Below are 19,453 nucleotides of genomic sequence, written 5' to 3'. Positions count from 1 at the left end.
ACTGTTGCAAAATGTGCAATAGTTGCCTGAGAGGTGAGAAACTTCAGTTGTTGCAAAATCAACAACAACTGTCACTGCTCCAATTGTGCAGCAGCCTGTTGCACAAATTAGCCTTAATCAAAAATGCCCCATTATAAGACAGAGTAAATACTCATTCATATCCTGTTAATTGGTTTTTGCCTTACTAAAAGTAATCCATTCTTCTAATGCTATTCGTTGTTAATCCTCGTGTTGTATTACGGGGGCTCTTAAGTTGTCAACATCGTACACAGAACCACCATGTTGTATTTATTCAACATGGTGTATTTAGAAAGAACGTCTTCCCCCCAACGGTATCCTTAAACCTTGCTCGAGGAGCTTTGCCACCCATCGTCCGTTTAAGGTTCGCAGGTATAAATTGACTTGAATCGGGAGTTTGCCAACTTGCTTCACCGTTTTTTCTGGCGTCCAATTGATGGTTGGTACGTTATCTTCAATCGCGATGGACAAAATATTGAGTTCACCGAGAGCAGCCATAAGGTTCTGACAGAAGAGGACTTTGAGCGGTTTTTAGAACCGGTTGAGAAATGGGAATGAGAAAAGGCGTCCTTGTAACGCCTTATGTTTATAAGCAAAGTAAAGCTTATATTAAGCATCATCTTGAGCGTATTTGATGACTCGCTCGACAGTGATCTCGGGAACATCTTCAAATAATTCTTGCAGTATAAATACCTCTAAAAAGTAGTCATACCCTTCCGGTGAGCTTCCATCCTCTGGCTCTGCGCAAAGTAAAATATGGGATTCAGGACTCCATGCACTGTCAATGTAAATGCTTAAATCAGGATCCAAGCTTGCAACATCAAGCATTAACTCTCTTAATTTCATTTTTATTTCCCCCATATCGAGTAGCCCCCCTTGTTATCTGGATGAAGTACTTTCCACTCTTCACTACCAATTGTGTGTTGTTCTCTTGGGACTAAAACCATGCTGCCTTTTTCTCTTTCATGATGCCATGTCCAACCTTTTGGAGGTCGTCTAGGAGCTAAGCCTGTAGCTGTTCTCTCTAGTTTTATATTCAAGGATTCCATCTGAGATGCAAATTCTGGATCTGTTTCCATCATCTTCAAGAGGTTCTCATTAGCTTCTTGAAAGTGACGAGCTCTCGAAACACCAGGATATGAATTCGGTGACAAAAACGTTTTAAATCCTGATGAGTAAGCATTTTCACTATATACAATATAAAGAGGAACGATACCTGAGCTTTCAGGGAATACCAAGATCGCATCACGCCAGTCTTTCTCTTCAGGCGCAGGCGTAACGGTGACGTTCGCATCGCTATCCGAGTGGATTGGCGTGACCAGTATATCGTCTTTTTCAAACCCATCACTATGATCGGGGGTAGTTTGCCAACTTGCTTCACCGTTTTCTTCTGGAGTCCAATATATGGTTGGTCCGTTCTCTTCAATCGCAACGGACAACTGACCATTGTTCCCTTGTTTCACATATTTGATGGGGATTCGTGTGTCATCTACATGATAGCCCTGTACGTGCGGATAAAACTCACCATCTTGGGGCTCGGTAATGTGGACACGAACGCGGCTTTGCGCCGTGGTTACTTGGCGTAAATCTTGGTCTGTGTATTGGGTGTTATCGCCAAATAAGCTTTGCTGCATGGCAAACAAAGCGCCAATACCTTCGACCTGCCAGCGGTAGCCCTCGACGATTTTGTCTTTCAATGTGCCGGCCAGTTTATCTAACTGCATCGCTGCGGTTTGGGTTTGCTGCATTTGCTCTGGGGAACCGGCGGCAGCTGCGGAACTGCCCATAGCCATTTGTGCTTGTGTCGCTTGAATGGCGGGTATGACAGCAGCTGGGTTTGCATTGGCTTGTGCAAAGAAGAATGACCAAGGACCAAAGTTACTTATTGACTCTTGTTGGTCGCCAATTTCAATACATCCCTCTGGTCTGGTGCACGATTTAGCGAACACGAGCGAGCTTGTGGCGTCTTTTAAATTGAGGATTACCACATCGTCTTCTATGCAATCGGCAGTGTTAATGGCTCTATATTTGGTCAACCCGAGCAATGGATCACTGTGCTGATAATGACTGTTGCGGATGTTGTTGTAAGTTTGTGGGCGCAGCGGCGGAAAGGTATTCTTTTTGTCCGGTGCTTGTTGTTGCTGTTTCTCAGCAACAATAATTTCATCACCTACCGCAAGTGACAGAGGGTCGGCCTCAAACACTGGGTTAAGCAAGAGCAAGGCTTTAGCTCCCATACCATATAGTTCAGCGATGCTTTGCCAGTCTTCCCCTACCGTTACGGTGTGCGTCGCTGCGGTTTGTTCCGCTTGCGTCTCATCGTTGTTACCTTCTGAGCGCGCTTCTTCCGGCTGTTTGACCGCATCAAACAATGCGGGGATATCCAACTTTATCCCGTTTTCACACAGCCAATCTTCACTTAGATTATCAAGCTCTTCTCGGGTGATTTGGCGCTCAAGATAAATGATGTATTGATTCTCGATGATTTGATCAGCTAATTTCCAATACACCAAAATTGCGCTTTGGTCTTTGGTAAAACCACGCTCATCATTGAGCTTGTCTTGTGTCGATTGCGTTGCGTAAAACGCCCACTTTTCTTCTCCTAGAGTTTTGTATTCTTGGACAAGTTCGCCATCATTAAAGTGGTAGTAATAACCTTCTGTAGGCAAACCTAAACGTTCGCCCAATCGCACTGCAGGGACAACAGGTATAAAACCTTCGTCCGTTTTACAGCTGCCGGCTTTTTGTAATGTGACGGCTTCCAGTGGCGTCAGCCCGAGATTGTCATCAGCTATGTGGATATTTAATCGCTTTGGCTCATCAAATACACATAACGCAGTGTAGCGGGTGCCTTGCTCGGTATTGGTTTGTTCCCAGCGGGTTACCGCGTTCTCTTTTTCAGTTTTCGCTAAAGCAAAGTCACTGTGCACCATTTTCTTTATGGTGGCATCCGAGCAGCCAACTTCAAAGCTGTACTCAAATTCCTTGGTGATTTCCTCTTCACTTTCGGTTGCGATTGGCTGCGGCGTGTAAACTCGTTCGAGCGTCGAGGTTTCCCCGATACAAGAGCGGTAACCTCCCGTTGCTCTGGTGGTTTTCGTTATTGCTAACAAATTATTAGCCGCATCATCCGAAAGTTCAGAGATAACCTCAGAATTCAGCCGCCAAGTTTTAGGACCTATTGGGTCGTTGTAACTAAGTAGAGCGGGAGTTTGAGGCATATCACTCACGAGTACGAGATTGCCTTCGTAGAGATGCTGCTTTAGCTGTTCAAAAGTAAGATGTGAAGGAATAGTAGAGGCGATATCCGCTTCCGAAATATTATGGAAGTTGCCCTCTATCAATCCAAATTCATGAGACATCACTTCCGACAGTGGAAGAACTTTATAGGACACACAAATACCTAAAGTGAATACTAGTTATCACGGCAATAAGCAGTAAGCATGCCATTAACTTTCTTCTGCAAAATCAGCTAGGTAGGATGATAGTAGTGTATGCCGATACAATTTTTTGTTTATCGAGCCAAAAAGTTGGGTATAAATCCAAAAAGTTGGTTGGTGTTGGCTGTGGTCTTTGTGTACGGTAGCTGTTTAGCTGAAGCGATACATATGGTGTTTTTACCCGTGAATACATTCGTAGTGGGCACGTTGTGGATGTAATAGTTCTAAGAAGGCTTTGCCCCAAAGTCATTTAAACCATGAGGTTCTTAACATATACCTATAGACATTTTTGACCTAGTTTTCCTAATAGTTGCGTAGTGTCTTAGCTTTGTATGAAGAGTCATGCGTAAAGTATCTTGCTCTTTTGTATTGTTTTATAAAAATCAACGAGTATCCTATTGATTTTTAAGTGTATAATATAATTTTATCTATTCGTTTGAATCAAGAGAAGATACTATGGCTGTAAATCATGTTGAACATTCAAGGGACTGGTCGAAGATTAAATCTCTTTTGGAGCTATTCACACGAGCCTCAACTGATTCGCAGAAATTCTACAGTTTAGAGCAGCAGAAAGAAGCTGAAGATTTAGCAAAGTTTCTAATGCACTCATCACTTACGACAGAACCTCTAGATAGAGACTGTGTATCAGCGCTTCTCAATGGAACTAAGTTATGGGAGCGGAATGGCGAACTTGTATCGATTAGCAAAGGAATAGAAATTGAATATTTAGAAGAGTGTTGCCTTGTAATGTTCGAGGCTGATTGCCTTTTACTTACCTGTAACTTAGAAGATCACCTTGAGCAGCACGTCGATGACTCTCTAATTCCTGTAATAGAAACGCTCAGAACTTTACAACATATTCAACGTGGCCAGGAAGGCTACAAAAAGCCCAATCTCTTTGTTTCAGAAGAAATATGGAACAGAGAATTCACTAGTACTTCCCTGTTACTCTCCTATGTTGAAAAAGAAGATAACTCGTATATTTTCAACGGAAGAAACCATAATCTTAACCTACTAGTCAGTACCTTTTTATGGCAGAAATTACTTTCTAACTCGACTAGCTCTAAGGAAGCCTTCGAACAGTGGCTACGTATCATGCGTTTTACATGCAGTGCCGCTTTCCCTGTTCTTAAATATGCGACGTCAGATGCAGAGTACAGTGCTTATACAGCAGAACTACAAAAACACTTATTAAAGCTCCCTGTCCCTAAAGATTTAGCCCGTTCAATATCAAACAGTAACCATTTTTCTGACGTTGTTCTCAATTACACTCAAACGCTAAAATTAACCATATCGATTGGAGGTTCACAAGCTGAGGGGGAATCTAATAACGCAGATGAATGTGTGAAGCAACCTCGACAAAACGTGGTTAAAAAGGACTCTTTGCCTTCCCTCAACTCTCATTCATTATGTAATGTTAGTAAAAACGAGTTTGCTGAAATACAGGATCATTTTAAAAGCAGAAATTATTGGGGAGGAGTTGGTTACTTTTATAGTTGGCTGATTTCGGAACTTTTAGAGGAAAGTATTTGTGTCGATAACCATTCGCTGTTTTACCCTCATACACTGATAGAGCTGATAGAATTTGCGTTAGAACACCCTTTACTTAAGCATCTACTTTTCGGTGACTTATTTCGATTTCGATTATTACCTAAATATTTCTGCGTTCTCCTATCTCGAATAGACACATGCAACTTCGCAATATTTTGGTTTACCCATTTCTATGATGAAATTTCGCATCAGATTGAAAATCGAGATGTTGTGGAAGCATTAGAGGTTTCTATCTCTAAAAGATACGCAGAAACGATCTCTAACAATACTGACTGTAGTGAAGAGTTTCTTGATATAGTTCTTGTTTTGACTGATAAGTTAGGTCTATATAGAGATAACTTTAAAGATTCAATTTATCTCACCCTGTTTAACAACTTTTTAAAGCATCAAGAGCCTAATAAAATACTATCAATGATTGATATTATTGAAAGAGTGGAGTTAAGCGAACATGCTTATCCGACCCCAACGGTTTTTAAGCTACGTAATAACACGTACTTTTTGTTATGGTGGCTATATGATTTTATCGATAGAAATTCACTTGATACTGTTCAAGAGCATATAAGTAAATTAGTTAATCTTATTACTAATGAGCTAGAGCAAGATCTGATATTAAATCTTGAAGGTAAAAAATCAAACTTAGATGCTTCAATCCTAATTAAACAGTTCCCTTGGCATAAATTAGTTATTGAAAATAATGTAGATCGGCTATTGTCGATTTCTAAAAGACATAAGAACGATTGGTCATCTGCTCTGCTATGGAAAAACAAATCTCAGTATAAAGCAAAAGGAGCTATAAGTTGTTACTTTCAAATACTGATGGCGGTTGCAAATCATGACTCTTGCCAACATTTAAGTAAACTGCATAAAAGAAATATATCTATCGTTGACAATTTAGGCTTCGGTACTAATGAAAGAGATGGATTATTTCACACTATTGGAGTAAATGCTTACGATCTATGGCCTGATTTCTGTGTTTACATAAACAAAATCGATTATTCAGACTTCGAAGACTTTCTTGATTCAAATGAAGATATCTTAACTAACTCACAGCTTTTCCAATTAATGGAAGCTTGTATTCATCCTGTAAGAAAAGAGCTTCTCAAATCAGCAATCACAAAGCTCTCAATAGACAATATTGCTAATAGCTCTTTAGATGACTTAGAAAGAACATTTGTATCAGCATACCAAGCGTCTGAGTTTGACCTTGCATTAACCGTTCTTAAACAAGCAAGTCATGAGTTGAATGAAGGTAGATTCAAAGAAGAACAACACCATCTATTTACTGATAAACGTCAATTGATAAAGTGTTATCAATACAAGTTAGATGTTACATTAATGGCTGTTAACCAAAGCGAATATGACCCTGATTTTCAATCACATGTTAACAACATTCCTATTCCATTTGCATCATCAGAGAGAAAGCTTTACGACGAATGTGAGCACTTTAGACGCTACTACCTAGCATATTACCTGATTGAACGTGATGCTCCAAAGAGCATTCTTATTCTGAAACGATTGGTCGAAGATACTAAGAACCCAGAACATATCTTAATGTTGTTACATGCCTATCTTGCTAACCATCATGAAGCTTCAAATATAACTTTGATTCGAAGTGCTTTAGCAAAAGTAGAACAGTCGGCAGAAGTACAATGGTCTATTATCCCAAGTTACCCATTGCCGTGGATATCTGGAATACTTCATGCTTACCTAAAGATTGATGACATCAATTCAATGAAGGAAGCATGGGAACTATTGAGTTCAACTCAGAAAGTCCTCCCTCAGTTACTTACACCTTATTGTGAGTTACTGCTTAAGCATAACTTGGTGAAAGAAGCAGATATCGCTTTTTCATCTTATACGAGGTTCTTAGGTCAAAACGAAGCCCTGCCAGACGAATTAGATAAAATAAACGATGTTATAATGAACGCTTTTGCGAAGGAGTCGCGTGCTACAGAGTATATCGATCGTATTGCTGAAAAGAATCAAAGAAGCCCTGAGCAACTAGCAAATAGTTTTAAACTGATTAACGGTAGTGATGTCGAAACATATGTGAAAATAACAAATAGAAGTTCTGTTGAAGAGTATTTAGTTGAAACAGTTTCTTCAGTCTCTAAAGAATTACTTAGCCGCAGCAAAAATATTTACATACCTGTCAAAGATGAGGAATCCTTATCTGGATATTCTAGTAAGCCAGCAAACGAAGACCGAATTAATCAATGGTTTTGTAGTCTTTTTAATATGAGAGAAAAAAGCTCTCCACTTCATATTTCGGATCAAAGTCAAATAGGCAGTTCATCTTCAGGTAAAAGCTATGGTGAGGTGGATGGTGTCATAGTAGATAACAATAAAAGTAGACGTATTGCGTTATTTGAAGCGTTTCGCCTTCTTAAATGGGGTACTACCGATATCAATGAGCATATGGATAAGTTGGCGGGGTATGATCAAGAGGGCTTTAATACGATATTTGTTGTCGTATATGCATTCGATAAAGATTTTGTCACCTTATTGGATAAGTATAAGAACCACATAAAACAACGTCAGCACAAAGGTTTTACCAAAGCAAATGGTTATGCTCTTGAAACTGTAAATGGTGAAGATTCAGATACCTTTTGGATGGGAAAAGAAGAACTTCAGCGTGGTAACATTACTGTTTCAATTTATCATGTCGTCATTAGCTTTTACTGTGAAAAAAGTATTGAACCATAAACTTGTTCAATGTGGTTAAATTTTTCCATACATTTTCTCATGAAAACTGGGATTTTGTTGTTTCTATTCGTAACACGAAATTGTCCAGATACGCGGTAGCGAGACCATTGCTAGCAGAGTCTCTAAGTTGATTAATGCTGGATAGCTTAGCCCAATAACAAAAAGCAAGCCATCCGGTTCGGGCCTTCAAATATGTACTTCAAGAAGGGAAATTGGTTAACAAGGTTTGAACTCTCAGTTTGTATACATGATTGGTGAGTACTTGCAGATGGAAAAAATTGTCAGTGGCGTGGCTAATTTAATGTTTCACGTACAATCTGGAGAATTGAGAGTACCCATTCAAGATCGAGAAAGCGTTATACCACTCTCTCGAATCTGGTGCTAGAAACGATTTCACGAAAGTTCTATTTTAAAATAGCCATAATCTCTTTGAGCATATCCACTATATAATCCGCATATCTTTTTCTGTTCGCTTCCACCTTTAGATAGTTAAGGTTTTCTGGTGTTAAGTTCTTAAAGTTGATTTGGGGTTCGACATATATACCGATTGGCATTAAGTTCCACTGGTATGAGTTTATGAAGTTCTCTGTTTTTTTTGCGATCTCTTTATATTCAGTGGAGTTAGAGCCATTTTCACAGTAGATTCCAAAGTAAATATGGTGATCTTGTTCTACTATAATGTATGTATCTCTATAGGTGTCCAATTTTACATTGATGTTGTAGTATTTTGAGTTGCGCCTGTTCTCTACATAGCTTCTGACTAATTCTATTGGTGATTCCTGTTCTGTAATGGAATCGTGGTATAGTTCACCAAATTCTTGTCTTATGCCTTCTGCAATCTTGTTCCATATGTCGAGCTGGAGATCTACTAGTACTTCGTTATAAGCACTAGTAAGGTCAGGGAATCTCGCCAAGTTGCTGTCTGTGAGTAGTAATGTTTTAAGTTCTTCCATGTGATCTTCGTTTTCAATTTTGCTGGTGATCTTACTGATGATATCTAGGTACTGGATACAAGCTTCTCGTAGAGGAGCATCTCTGGCTGCGAACTCTGTACATTTAGTGATCCATTCGTAAATATCGTGTTCATAACTAGCAAGAGTCAAAGTTGTCTCTTTTACTTGGTCAGGTAGTTCATCTGTGCTTTGCTCACTAGGTTCATAGCCTGTTGGAGTTAAGTAGATGAGTTTAATATTTTCATACCCTTCATCTTTCATTTTTCTGTAGTAGTTCGAGAGTTGCTTTTCTTGGTCTGAAGCGTAAATCTTGTTTTCAATTATGATTGCTGTTTTATTGTTACGAATGAGGATGTCGATATTTTTATATTCATTCTCGACCGTAACTTCTTCTGTAAGGTCGAGTTGAACGTTATCTTTGAAGTGTTTTAGGAATAGTTTTAGGAAAGCATTGTTGTGATTGTGACTACCCTTGGGATTAAGAAGATCACATAGGAACCGTGAGTGTAGCCGAACTTCATCTGATTCAGATCGCAGTACTCTGAACAGGTTGTATTCTGGCTTTCTTGTGTACTTTTCATGTAGCAGGTGTACGTACTTGAAAAACTGGCTGTTTATCATGTTAAGTGCTTTTTTAGTAAATTTGGGGCACTTTAGAACTCAAAAGTGCCGCTCTAAACGATTATGGGTAAGAATGGCATTAATCAGTTCTAAGGAAATCTAAAATTCTTTCCTTGTACAGAGTATGTCCTGCTACGATATTCGTTACGTCAATGTTGGTGAAATGCTGATGAGAGATAGGGTTTCGACCAATTGGATCCCCAAAATCAAATTTAACTCCTTCGCCTATACGGTAAAGGTACTTGAGCACGTCGTCTTTCTTACTGAAATAATTATAAATATTCCCATAGACAGCTTTTTCTACTCCATACCAATTTGGTTTACTCGCATCCTCTTGAGCGTCAGAGCAGAGATTGTTGACCGCTCCCCCAAGTAAATGCACTGTATCAATATATTTTTTGTCTTCAATGGTTTTTAAAGCAGACAAACATGAATAGATTACACGCGCCCCCAGAGAATGACCGACTAATATGTATTTTTCATCAGTGCGGGCAATGATGTCCGCAAGCAAAGCTCCTGTCTGATAGGCTTTTATACTGGCTATAGACCAAGGGTTGGATACGAGGCCAAGTGCTTGTATAGCAAGTCCTACCGGGGCTAATTTTTTTGCTGCCGCTTTTGAAGCCGACATTGATGCTTTTAGAATAGCGTTTTTCCCGGCTTCTTTGCCGCCCACACCACTGAAAGAAGTTGCGAGATCTCGCAACCTTTTGGATTCCCATTTAATGTAATAGATTGGGTTTTCGGGATATATCTGCGTAATAGGTTGTAACCAACTGTCCGGGGACTTGGCTGATTTTTCGTTAAGAAAACCATCAATGCAAAGGATAGGAGTCCCGGAACCGGGTTTTATCTTGACAATCTCAAATCCGTCGATTTCCCCAAAATAACTATTTGATATGACGGCTCCATACTTACCTCCGAGCGCTGAGCCTGCTGCGGTGACGACAGCGACTCCTCCTGCCATTCCAGCGCCTCCAGCAGCAATAGCACCACCACCAAGTGTTGCTAAACCTGCATTGGTGGCCGCAGCACCGCTGTACCCGAGAATAGATGTTCCGATTGCCCCACCAATTGCAGGGGCTGCGGCCAAAGCTAAGGGGGCAATAATCGCTGCACCACCCACAGTGTAAGCTGCAGTCGTTCCTATTTTCTTGAAGTTTGTATCTTTGCGTTCAACGATATCTCGATATTCGCCGATACTGGAAAGCTTCCAATTCAATGTTTCAAATTTGGCGATCTCTCCGGCATGTACGGCACAAAAGTTATTTGACCATACACCAACGTCTTCGGTTGGCGCCATAGAATCGACGACTTCAGCAAACTTAGCTTTGTTATCACAAGCTCTACATTTAGTTACTTTGTTTTGGCAGCCGTCGCAAATATAGATATTTCTTGATAATCCGCCTTTTTCATCGAGCGTGCATGTGTGCTTTTCGAAACACCAAGAACAGTAAGTTTCTTTTTCATCCAGTTCAGAGTCGTACAAATCGCCTACTGTATCTAATAGGTCATCCAGACCATCCGATACCATTGCTGCCCGCTCTTTTACTGAATCAGGAATGGCATCCGATATCTGCTCGGACACACTTTGTTTCACATCTACTACTTTATCTGAAAGCTGACCTGCTCGTTTCTTTAAACTATTAAGCATTTTTAACCCTATTAAAAGCTCATTAATGAAATGAGTAATAGGATACCAGTCACATAAGCAATGAAGAAAAAGAGGGAGCGAATTATGTGACAAAAATGGAACATTGTCGTTCTGTAGTAGCTAAGTGAGTTTGGCCATTACATTAAAGGTTTTGCTATACCTAAAGTAATCCGTGAAAAGCTAATTTAGGATAATCACTGACAAACTTTTGTCCAAAAACGTGTTTCAGCGGATGGTCAAGAAGAATCATAAATGCCTAGCGAGTAGTAAGCTGTGCGAACGTCAGGAGTGGCTTTATTATTTTTCTTGACCATCATTATCCTAAATACCCTTTTAGCAGGGTGTTGGTTCACGCAGTGAGGCCATCGCCTTACCAAGACTTTGGATGAAGTCAGCTAGAGTGTATTTGATTAATTTGTTACTATTTTTGTAAAGGATATTGGGGATGATTTTATCGAGTTTAGTCTTATAAAATCATCGCCTTTACAAATTAAAGGGTATTTGTAATGTATTTTTACCGTTGATGGAACCTACACCCCTTACAATAACTAGATAGTCGCTCACTCACCCACCGAGTAAAGATGATTTTTAGTTCATATAACGAACGTTCAAAGATAAAGTGTATCCAGACGAATAACCCTGTCTGAAACAATCGCTAGGAGCAAAAAAATGTCAAACGGTCGAATTCTTCACACCATGCTGCGCGTGGGTGACTTAGACAAATCTATCAAGTTCTACACTGAAGTAATGGGCATGCAATTGCTTCGTACCAATGAAAATAAAGAGTACGAATACACCCTTGCATTTCTTGGCTACGGAGATGAGTCTCAAGGTGCTGTCATTGAACTAACGTACAACTGGGGCACAACTGAGTATGACCTAGGCTCTGCATTTGGTCACATTGCGATCGGTGTAGACGATATTTACTCAACGTGTGACGCGATCAAAGCGGCAGGTGGGAACGTAACTCGTGAGCCGGGTCCAGTTAAAGGCGGTACAACCCACATCGCTTTTGTCAAAGACCCCGATGGTTACATGGTAGAACTGATTCAAAATAAACAAGCTTCGGCAGGTTTAGAAGGTTAATCCCTTTCTCTATTGAAACATATCATGTTGTTGCAGGCAGGTCTGAGACCTGCCTGTTGTTTATAAACAAACTGCTTTACTTGATAATGGTTATCGTTTAGATTTGTCAGCAACATCGATATGTGGGATAACGATAATGATCAGTGAATGGGAAAAACACACACTTCTAGCCGATACAGCACTTCAACTAGATGACCCTGTTCGCAGCATTCTTCATTACCAGCAAGCCCTTAGCCTGAGTGAAGATATTAGCGAATGCGTGGAAATAGAAGCCGATGAGAGACTATTGATTTCGGTGATTTCATGCCACAACCTAGCTCAGTTTTGGCGTTGGGCAGGTGATACAGAGTACGAGCTCAAATACCTTCAGTTAGCGTCTGAAAAAGTACTGACACTGATCCCTCAGTGTCCAAACAAAGATTGCGCAAGCTTTATTGATTCAATTGGATGCTGTACAAAAGCCTTGATTGACTTTATGAAACGCCATCCAAACCCAACGATTGCCAAACAAGTTGAGAAGATTGATACCGCGACGAATTGTGAGATTATCGCCAAGTTCCGACTCAACTAATTTTCGGCAATAAGCCAATACGATTAACAATAGTATTCAAACAACGTCAAATAGCGACAAAAACGCCAGAGTTTATTCTCTGGCGTTTTTTATTGTGTCAAATGTCAGATTAAACCTGAGTTCGCCCAAGTGAAATCACTACGCGACGGTTTTTATCTTTGCCAATTGGTGAGCCATTGTCTGCGATCGGGCGACGCTTACCATAACCTTGGACCTGAATCCGATCACCAGATAAACCAAGAGACTCAAAGTATGTACGCAGCGATTCAGCACGTCGCTCCGATAAGCTTTGACTTGCGCTCTTACCGTCAGTTGAATCGGTGTAGGTCGCCACCAGCACCAAATCGATATCTTGATTGTGACGCACATAATCTGCGATTTGCGATAAGCGTTTCTTCGATGCTTTGGTGAGCTGATCCCCTTGGCGTTCATAATGAAGGATCGTAAACGCAATATCCTCGAAGCTGTACTTCAACAAGTTAGAAATACAGTCACTAAACGCGTTGTATTTGTTCTGAAATAGTACCGATGACAACGCCACTTCAATACGCTGATCCCGACTCTGCCAATCTTGGTAGCTAAACGTTGGGTAACGTCCCTTTTCTAACTCAGAAAGAATGCCCCAAGCGGTTTGCCCACCAACATAACCATCAAACTGTTTGAAGAACTTGAGGTTAGTAATGCGATCAGCATGCTCGCCGGGACGCCATGGAGGTGGCATAGAAATCAAACTGACATTACGTGTTTCACCCATAGGTCGACGCATCTTCAGCTCAAAATCCAAGTTTATCTTTTTACTCGCACGAGACGAAAATACCGCATCACCAAACCCAGGAATAGGATGCACAAGCTGGCACTCCAATGGCGTATTTATCACCATCTCCCACTGTGATTGTTGCGGTGTGGCGACATAACGCTTGCCCATCGACGCAAAACTGTTTGCGCTAAGCAAAGACATCACGATACCACTGGTTACTAGCCATTTATTCATCTAGGTACATCTCTCAAACGGCAGTCTATTGCCGCTTACTTGAATCAATTGAAAACATGCAGAACAATGCAAAAATCCCGCCAACATGGAATTTACAAGTGGTTATAAGGAGTTAACGCTCATTTTGGCAAGTGCATATACCCAAGTAACATCGAGATGCTTGCTTCAGCGAGAATGACTTGGGTATAAAATGGTAAATAACATCACGAGAATAACAGGTGACCAGCTCCCTTGTTTTTGGTTATAACCCTCACTGGTTAATGGGGAATAGAATTCTACATTTCTCCCAAATTGCGGTTTTTCTCATCGGTAGAATCTGCAATAATGCAGCCTTCGTCACACAAATATAAGCCAACATGACAATAGAAAATGAAGCTCTAACCCTGAAAAAGCGTTTTCGTGGTTATTTTCCAGTGGTAGTAGACGTTGAGACCGCAGGTTTCAATGCTCAAACTGATGCACTTTTAGAAATCTGCGCCGTCACCCTAAGTATGGATGAAAATGGCGATCTGCATCCTGCCTCAACCATTCATTTTCATATCGAACCTTTCGAAGGCGCGAACTTAGAAAAAGAAGCGCTGGAGTTTAATGGCATTCGTGACCCATTCAGCCCTCTTCGCGGTGCAGTTTCCGAACAAGAAGCACTTAAAGAAATCTACAAACTGATTCGCAAAGAACAAAAAGCAGCAGACTGTTCGCGTGCCATCATGGTTGCACACAACGCCGCTTTCGACTTAGGTTTTGTTAATGCAGCGAATGAACGCTGTAAACTTAAAAGAGTCCCTTTCCATCCATTTGCCACTTTTGATACCGCAACATTAAGTGGGCTTGCTTATGGTCAAACTGTTCTCGCTAAAGCATGTAAAGCAGCAGGGATGGAATTCGACAATCGTGAGGCACACTCAGCCCTCTACGATACACAACAAACTGCAGAGTTATTCTGTGGCATCGTCAACAAATGGAAGGCCCTAGGCGGTTGGCCGCTTGTAGACGAAGAATAATAAGTAAACACAACATATTAGGAAAAGTATGAATCCTGTCGTTATATCTGTGTGCGTCATGCTCGTGTTAGCATTGATGCGCGTGAACGTGGTGGTTGCCCTCACGTTTAGTGCCATCGTTGGTGGCCTTGTTGCAGGCATGAGCCTTGGGGATACCGTTGCTGCATTTGAAAGCGGTCTGGGTGGCGGTGCGACTATCGCGCTAAGCTACGCAATGCTAGGTACTTTCGCTGTTGCAATTTCTCGTTCTGGCATCACTGACCTTTTGGCAAAAAGCGTTATCAAACGCCTAAATGGTAAAGAGAGCTCTGCGTCGACTACGGGTCTAAAATACGCTGTATTAGTTGCTCTTGTACTTGTTACCATGTCATCTCAAAACGTGATTCCGGTACATATCGCCTTCATTCCAATTTTGATTCCACCTCTTTTGGGCGTATTCGCTAAGCTGAAGTTGGACCGTCGTTTGGTTGCTTGTGTGCTTACCTTTGGTTTGATCACGCCATACATGGTTCTACCAATAGGTTTTGGTGGCATCTTCCTAAACAACATCCTATTGAAGAACTTACATGACAATGGTCTAACAGATGTCGTGGCAAGCCAAGTTCCAACGGCAATGCTGTTGCCGGGCGCAGGTATGTTGTTTGGTCTTCTAACTGCAATCTTCTTTAGCTACCGTAAGCCTCGTGAATACAAAGAAACTGAACTGACCGTTGTTCAAGAATCTGAAGAGAAGCTAAACAAAAAACATATTGTGGTTGCAGGCTTAGGTATTCTTGCTGCGCTAAGCGTACAGCTATACACGGGCTCAATGATCATCGGTGCACTAGCTGGCTTCATGGTGTTCACTTTCGGTGGTGTTATCGCATGGAAAGAGACGCACGACGTGTTCACTAAAGGTGTACACATGATGGCAATGATTGGCTTCATCATGATTGCGGCGGCAGGTTTCGCTGCAGTAATGAAGCAAACCGGCGGCGTTGAGACGCTTGTACAATCGCTATCAACCAGCATCGGTGACAACAAGCCTCTTGCAGCACTATTAATGCTGATCGTTGGTCTGTTGGTAACAATGGGTATCGGCTCATCGTTCTCTACGATTCCAATCCTTGCAACTATCTATGTGCCGCTTTCACTAGCATTTGGTTTCTCACCGATGGCGACAATCGCACTAGTAGGTACAGCAGCAGCACTAGGTGATGCAGGCTCTCCGGCTTCTGATTCAACGTTAGGTCCAACATCGGGTTTAAACGCAGATGGTCAGCACGAGCACATCTGGGAAACCGTAGTGCCGACATTTATCCACTACAACATCCCTTTGATCATCTTCGGTTGGATTGCTGCAATGGTGCTGTAGTCGCATCAATTAAATGGATACAATTCGTTACGAAAAAGCCGCTCATTGAGCGGCTTTTTGTTATTTGGGCTTTGAAAACCAGTTTCAGTTTACTGCGCTGGCATGTTGTCGATGATGCGCTCGCGGATAAGCTTCAACGTATTTTCTGTCGACAAATAGTCCACTTCAATTGGGAAGTAAGCATCGTTAATTTGCAGTACCAAACTCGGGTAAGAATTTACACCCAAGCTCTTTGCAAGACTGAGTTGGTCTTGGAAAACACCTTCCAGCAAAGTGCCATCCATATCATTCTTAAACTGTTGAACGTTTAAGCCAATCTCTCTTGCGAGTTGCAGATGAGTTGCCTCTTCATGAGGAGGCATCGCACGTAAATAGTAAGCGTGCTGAATCGCTTCCAGCATTTGCTCATAAGAATCTTGGAAACCTGCAGCGATAACTGCACGGCAAGATTGGTAAGTACTACGTACTGGTGTACACAACGTCCAGAAATCGTAGTTAAACTTGGTACCAAGCTGACTTTCGATTCGCTTCCAAATCTGTTCAATCTTTTGCTGCATTTCCGGAGGCATCGGCAGATTAGTATCTGGCGCAAGCCCACCCATAACATACTCAAACTGAATCACACCTGGCAGTTGCTGCTTCAATTTTTCGATGGTTGGTTTGTAGCCCCAACACCAGCTGCACATTGGATCATGTACGTAGTAAAGCTTCAAGTTCATTCCACTAACCTAAAAAAGAAAAAGGAGCCAATGCGGCTCCTTTGTATTCTATCGCCAAATGTGAGTATTTACGAATTACTCAGCGTCACCTTCAACGCGTGCCGCAGCTTCTTTGATAAGAGGCTGAAGTTCACCTTTTTGGAACATCTCCAAAATGATGTCACAACCACCGATCAGCTCACCTTCAACCCACAGTTGTGGGAATGTAGGCCATTGAGCGTATTTTGGTAGCTCAGCGCGGATATCTGGGTTTTGTAGAATGTCTACGTAAGCGAACTTCTCACCACATGCCATTAGAGCTTGTGCTGCTTGAGAAGAGAAACCACAGCTAGGTAGTTTCGGTGATCCTTTCATGTACAGCAGGATTGCGTTTTCAGAGATCTGCTGTTTGATTTTATCGATAGTTTCCATCGCTTCCTCATTCATGGACGTGAACTTTAATTATTGCCACATTCTACTCAATAAACACAGAATAAAAACCATATAATTAGTAAGTCTTTTCCCCTTTCCTCTTAAAATATTTTCATATCGGGGTTTTAATAAAGTAAAAACTTGCTAAAATACTTTTCAAGTCAGTCGTAACGACTACATATAAATAAAAACACTGGAAGCAATCGAAAGGTAACCCTTTCATATCTATGGAGATATCGAGCAATGGCATTTGAACTACCAGCTCTTCCTTACGCGAAAGACGCACTAGAACCACACATCTCTGCAGAGACTCTAGATTTCCACCACGGTAAGCACCACAACACTTACGTTGTTAAGCTAAACGGTCTTATCCCTGGTACTGAGTTCGAAGGCAAAACACTAGAAGAGATCATCAAGACTTCTACTGGTGGCGTATTTAACAACGCAGCACAGATCTGGAACCACACGTTCTACTGGCACTGCCTAGCGCCAAACGCGGGCGGCGAGCCAACTGGTGCAGTAGCTGATGCAATCAACGCTGCATTCGGTTCTTTCGAAGAATTCAAAGCGAAGTTCACTGACGCAGCAATCAACAACTTTGGTTCTTCATGGACTTGGTTAGTTAAGAAAGCTGACGGTTCTCTAGAAATCGTTAACACTTCTAACGCTGCTACACCTCTAACAGAAGAAGGTACGACTCCACTTCTAACTGTTGACCTGTGGGAACACGCGTACTACATCGATTACCGCAACGTACGTCCTGATTACATGAACGGCTTCTGGGCGCTTGTAAACTGGGATTTCGTAGCTGAGAACCTAGCGAAGTAATTAACTTCCCCCTAAGTTCAATTTAGTCATATTCAAAAAGCTCGCATTGTTGCGGGCTTTTTTATTACATCTCTAACCGATTTCTTCAATTAATCCCCTCTTTTTCCTAAAGTTCTTCTCTCCGTTGCCGCTAAAAGTGCATCAAGCGAGGAACATCATGCAAATCCATACTTTAGACAAAGCAGCAATCATCAACGAACTTCAGTTCGGTAATGGTATTAACCATGCCGTACACGAAGGTCGTCGCGCTGATTTCTCGTTGATTCTGTCTATGTTTTCTAACGATGTCCGCGATGTGGTTCCGGTTGAAGAAGTCCAAGAAGTGATCACCAGTGATGACATTCTTCGTCAACAATTCGGTTTATCTCAACCTCAGTCTCTACGTTCTGATAGCAGTAGCTATGAACTCGCAGCAGAACAAGCGAAACAGTTTCATGATGCTGGCTTGCCTTCGGCAAAACTGAGCCACTACCTAAAGCCTGATGCACTCACTTACCTTCCTGAAGACACATTTAATCTACCAGAAGAGGTTTATCACAACCTTTCAGGTCACGAGCGCCGCAGCTTAGGTGAGCGCAACAAAACCCTTATTCCCGATGCAGGTTTGTACAATCAACTAGTGACGGCTCAACGTCATTACCAAATCCAAACTCAAGCATAACGTTTCACTTTTCCGCCAAGCGCTTACATTCCAAGCACGTCAGAAATGTGACGCCTTACAAATTCCTAAACAATAATTGTCGCGCAAAAGCGTTAGTTTGAGCCTTTTCACACTGAGCTCAAATAAATTCATCCATGCTGATAGCACAAACCACTGATGTATTGTTTAACACAAGAAATTACAGTGAAGGTGCTATGGATATTAAAGACTCAATCATTCTCGTCACATCTGCAGGCTCTGTATTGGGCAGAACTTGCTCCAACCACTTTGCCCATCTTGGGGCAACGTTGGTACTTTGTGATCAGAACCCTAGTGCCTTGAAGGCAAGCTACGAGCAAATCAGTGCGTTTTCCGACAGGGTATATGCGATGAATGTGTGCAATGACAACACGACATCCATCAACTTATTGTTCGACCAAATAGAGTCGCAATTAGGTGCGACTCCCGATGTAATCGTAAACTGCTGGACTAGCTCACCAATGCCAAGCTTAATGGCTCCAGAGCCAATGAGTACCTACATTGACCACCTTTCTTCTGCGGCTCGCTTTCTCTATACCTATGGGCAAGTCAGTGCTGAACGATTTCGTTCGAGAGAGAAGAAAGGCGTGATCGTTAACGTTATCTCACATGACAACCATGAAGATCTCACTGGAGTAGAGAGCATGGCAGCACTGGTGTCTGGCTTTACTCACAGCTGGGCAAAAGAGCTGACCCCTTTCAATATTCGTGTGGGTGGCGTCATCCCATCCGTAAACCATACCAGCGAAGATCTAGACGAGCGACATTGGGCTCAGATCCAAGATGAGTTGGTAAGAAATACCGCCTACATTGTCGCAAATGAGTACTTTAGCGGACGCGTCGTCACGACCGAAGTCTAAGTAAACCTTC

Annotated in this window: 16 protein-coding genes; 8 read left to right on the top strand and 8 right to left on the bottom strand. The window is 41.7% G+C overall.

The window, feature by feature from the left end:
* Positions 1-306: 306 nt before the first annotated feature.
* The 3 genes from OH459_RS23350 to OH459_RS23340 all read right to left on the bottom strand — a co-directional run bounded on the left by OH459_RS23350 (position 307) and on the right by OH459_RS23340 (position 3,413).
* Positions 307-516, bottom strand: coding sequence for a hypothetical protein (locus tag OH459_RS23350; protein ID WP_249114388.1), 210 nt, complete (start codon positions 514-516; stop codon positions 307-309).
* Between the two features lie 111 nt (positions 517-627).
* A complete protein-coding gene (locus tag OH459_RS23345; protein WP_269989012.1) occupies positions 628-864 on the bottom strand; it encodes a hypothetical protein in 237 nt (78 codons plus the stop codon).
* Positions 865-866: 2 nt separating this feature from the next.
* Complete coding sequence (locus tag OH459_RS23340; RefSeq protein ID WP_269989011.1) at positions 867-3,413, bottom strand: S-type pyocin domain-containing protein; 2,547 nt, start codon at positions 3,411-3,413, stop codon at positions 867-869.
* A 501-nt stretch (positions 3,414-3,914) separates the two neighbouring features.
* On the opposite strand from OH459_RS23340, the gene OH459_RS23335 reads away from it, so the two are divergent.
* Positions 3,915-7,715, top strand: a complete 3,801-nt coding sequence (locus tag OH459_RS23335) for a hypothetical protein (RefSeq protein ID WP_269989010.1) — start codon at positions 3,915-3,917, stop codon at positions 7,713-7,715.
* A gap of 404 nt (positions 7,716-8,119) precedes the next feature.
* Here OH459_RS23335 and OH459_RS23330 read toward each other — a convergent pair whose 3' ends face one another.
* Complete coding sequence (locus OH459_RS23330; RefSeq protein ID WP_269989009.1) at positions 8,120-9,289, bottom strand: PDDEXK-like family protein; 1,170 nt, start codon at positions 9,287-9,289, stop codon at positions 8,120-8,122.
* Positions 9,290-9,368: 79 nt separating this feature from the next.
* A complete protein-coding gene (locus tag OH459_RS23325; protein ID WP_269989008.1) occupies positions 9,369-10,943 on the bottom strand; it encodes a DUF726 domain-containing protein in 1,575 nt (524 codons plus the stop codon).
* Positions 10,944-11,612: 669 nt separating this feature from the next.
* Between OH459_RS23325 and gloA the strand changes: the two genes are divergently transcribed.
* Together gloA and OH459_RS23315 are read left to right on the top strand one after the other, a co-directional pair.
* Entirely contained in the window at positions 11,613-12,029 is a 417-nt protein-coding gene (gene gloA / locus OH459_RS23320) for a lactoylglutathione lyase (protein WP_009698517.1), read from the top strand.
* Between the two features lie 136 nt (positions 12,030-12,165).
* Positions 12,166-12,600: a DUF2753 domain-containing protein gene (locus OH459_RS23315; protein WP_005444671.1), complete on the top strand. Its 435-nt coding sequence runs from the start codon at positions 12,166-12,168 to the stop codon at positions 12,598-12,600.
* A 109-nt stretch (positions 12,601-12,709) separates the two neighbouring features.
* On the opposite strand, the gene motY is transcribed toward OH459_RS23315, so the two are convergent.
* Positions 12,710-13,591 (bottom strand): flagellar protein MotY, encoded by an 882-nt coding sequence (gene motY / locus OH459_RS23310; protein ID WP_005444670.1) that lies wholly within the window; start codon positions 13,589-13,591, stop codon positions 12,710-12,712.
* A gap of 356 nt (positions 13,592-13,947) precedes the next feature.
* On the opposite strand from motY, the gene rnt reads away from it, so the two are divergent.
* Positions 13,948-14,592 carry a ribonuclease T gene (gene rnt / locus OH459_RS23305; protein WP_009698519.1) on the top strand — a complete coding sequence of 215 codons (645 nt, stop codon included), beginning with the start codon at positions 13,948-13,950 and terminating at the stop codon, positions 14,590-14,592.
* A 28-nt stretch (positions 14,593-14,620) separates the two neighbouring features.
* Positions 14,621-15,946, top strand: coding sequence for a Na+/H+ antiporter family protein (locus OH459_RS23300; protein ID WP_005444668.1), 1,326 nt, complete (start codon positions 14,621-14,623; stop codon positions 15,944-15,946).
* A gap of 89 nt (positions 15,947-16,035) precedes the next feature.
* On the opposite strand, the gene OH459_RS23295 is transcribed toward OH459_RS23300, so the two are convergent.
* Entirely contained in the window at positions 16,036-16,665 is a 630-nt protein-coding gene (locus OH459_RS23295) for a DsbA family protein (protein WP_269989007.1), read from the bottom strand.
* A 75-nt stretch (positions 16,666-16,740) separates the two neighbouring features.
* Positions 16,741-17,076 carry a Grx4 family monothiol glutaredoxin gene (locus OH459_RS23290; protein WP_005444666.1) on the bottom strand — a complete coding sequence of 112 codons (336 nt, stop codon included), beginning with the start codon at positions 17,074-17,076 and terminating at the stop codon, positions 16,741-16,743.
* A 243-nt stretch (positions 17,077-17,319) separates the two neighbouring features.
* Between OH459_RS23290 and sodB the strand changes: the two genes are divergently transcribed.
* The 3 genes from sodB to OH459_RS23275 all read left to right on the top strand — a co-directional run bounded on the left by sodB (position 17,320) and on the right by OH459_RS23275 (position 19,443).
* Positions 17,320-17,904: a superoxide dismutase [Fe] gene (gene sodB, locus OH459_RS23285; RefSeq protein WP_005444665.1), complete on the top strand. Its 585-nt coding sequence runs from the start codon at positions 17,320-17,322 to the stop codon at positions 17,902-17,904.
* 157 nt (positions 17,905-18,061) lie between these two features.
* On the top strand, positions 18,062-18,565 hold the full coding sequence (locus OH459_RS23280; protein WP_009698520.1) for a VC2046/SO_2500 family protein: 504 nt from the start codon (positions 18,062-18,064) through the stop codon (positions 18,563-18,565).
* A 134-nt stretch (positions 18,566-18,699) separates the two neighbouring features.
* Entirely contained in the window at positions 18,700-19,443 is a 744-nt protein-coding gene (locus OH459_RS23275; RefSeq protein ID WP_017189356.1) for an SDR family oxidoreductase, read from the top strand.
* Positions 19,444-19,453 lie beyond the last annotated feature (10 nt).

Source organism: Vibrio sp. MM46 (assembly GCF_027587135.1).
In the GTDB taxonomy this organism is placed as follows: Bacteria; Pseudomonadota; Gammaproteobacteria; order Enterobacterales; family Vibrionaceae; genus Vibrio; species Vibrio harveyi.
Note: the sequence above shows the minus strand (reverse complement) of the source record. Positions and strands in the feature narration are given on the sequence as shown.

Excerpts from the sequence above, each read along its gene's own strand:
- OH459_RS23350 (WP_249114388.1), bottom strand. The coding sequence starts at position 516 with ATGGCTGCTCTCGGTGAACTCAATATTTTGTCCATCGCGATTGAAGAT.
- OH459_RS23345 (WP_269989012.1), bottom strand. The coding sequence starts at position 864 with ATGAAATTAAGAGAGTTAATGCTTGATGTTGCAAGCTTGGATCCTGAT.
- OH459_RS23335 (WP_269989010.1), top strand. The coding sequence starts at position 3,915 with ATGGCTGTAAATCATGTTGAACATTCAAGGGACTGGTCGAAGATTAAA.
- OH459_RS23330 (WP_269989009.1), bottom strand. The coding sequence starts at position 9,289 with ATGATAAACAGCCAGTTTTTCAAGTACGTACACCTGCTACATGAAAAG.
- OH459_RS23325 (WP_269989008.1), bottom strand. The coding sequence starts at position 10,943 with ATGCTTAATAGTTTAAAGAAACGAGCAGGTCAGCTTTCAGATAAAGTA.
- gloA (WP_009698517.1), top strand. The coding sequence starts at position 11,613 with ATGTCAAACGGTCGAATTCTTCACACCATGCTGCGCGTGGGTGACTTA.
- OH459_RS23315 (WP_005444671.1), top strand. The coding sequence starts at position 12,166 with ATGATCAGTGAATGGGAAAAACACACACTTCTAGCCGATACAGCACTT.
- motY (WP_005444670.1), bottom strand. The coding sequence starts at position 13,591 with ATGAATAAATGGCTAGTAACCAGTGGTATCGTGATGTCTTTGCTTAGC.
- rnt (WP_009698519.1), top strand. The coding sequence starts at position 13,948 with ATGACAATAGAAAATGAAGCTCTAACCCTGAAAAAGCGTTTTCGTGGT.
- OH459_RS23300 (WP_005444668.1), top strand. The coding sequence starts at position 14,621 with ATGAATCCTGTCGTTATATCTGTGTGCGTCATGCTCGTGTTAGCATTG.
- OH459_RS23295 (WP_269989007.1), bottom strand. The coding sequence starts at position 16,665 with ATGAACTTGAAGCTTTACTACGTACATGATCCAATGTGCAGCTGGTGT.
- OH459_RS23290 (WP_005444666.1), bottom strand. The coding sequence starts at position 17,076 with ATGGAAACTATCGATAAAATCAAACAGCAGATCTCTGAAAACGCAATC.
- sodB (WP_005444665.1), top strand. The coding sequence starts at position 17,320 with ATGGCATTTGAACTACCAGCTCTTCCTTACGCGAAAGACGCACTAGAA.
- OH459_RS23280 (WP_009698520.1), top strand. The coding sequence starts at position 18,062 with ATGCAAATCCATACTTTAGACAAAGCAGCAATCATCAACGAACTTCAG.
- OH459_RS23275 (WP_017189356.1), top strand. The coding sequence starts at position 18,700 with ATGCTGATAGCACAAACCACTGATGTATTGTTTAACACAAGAAATTAC.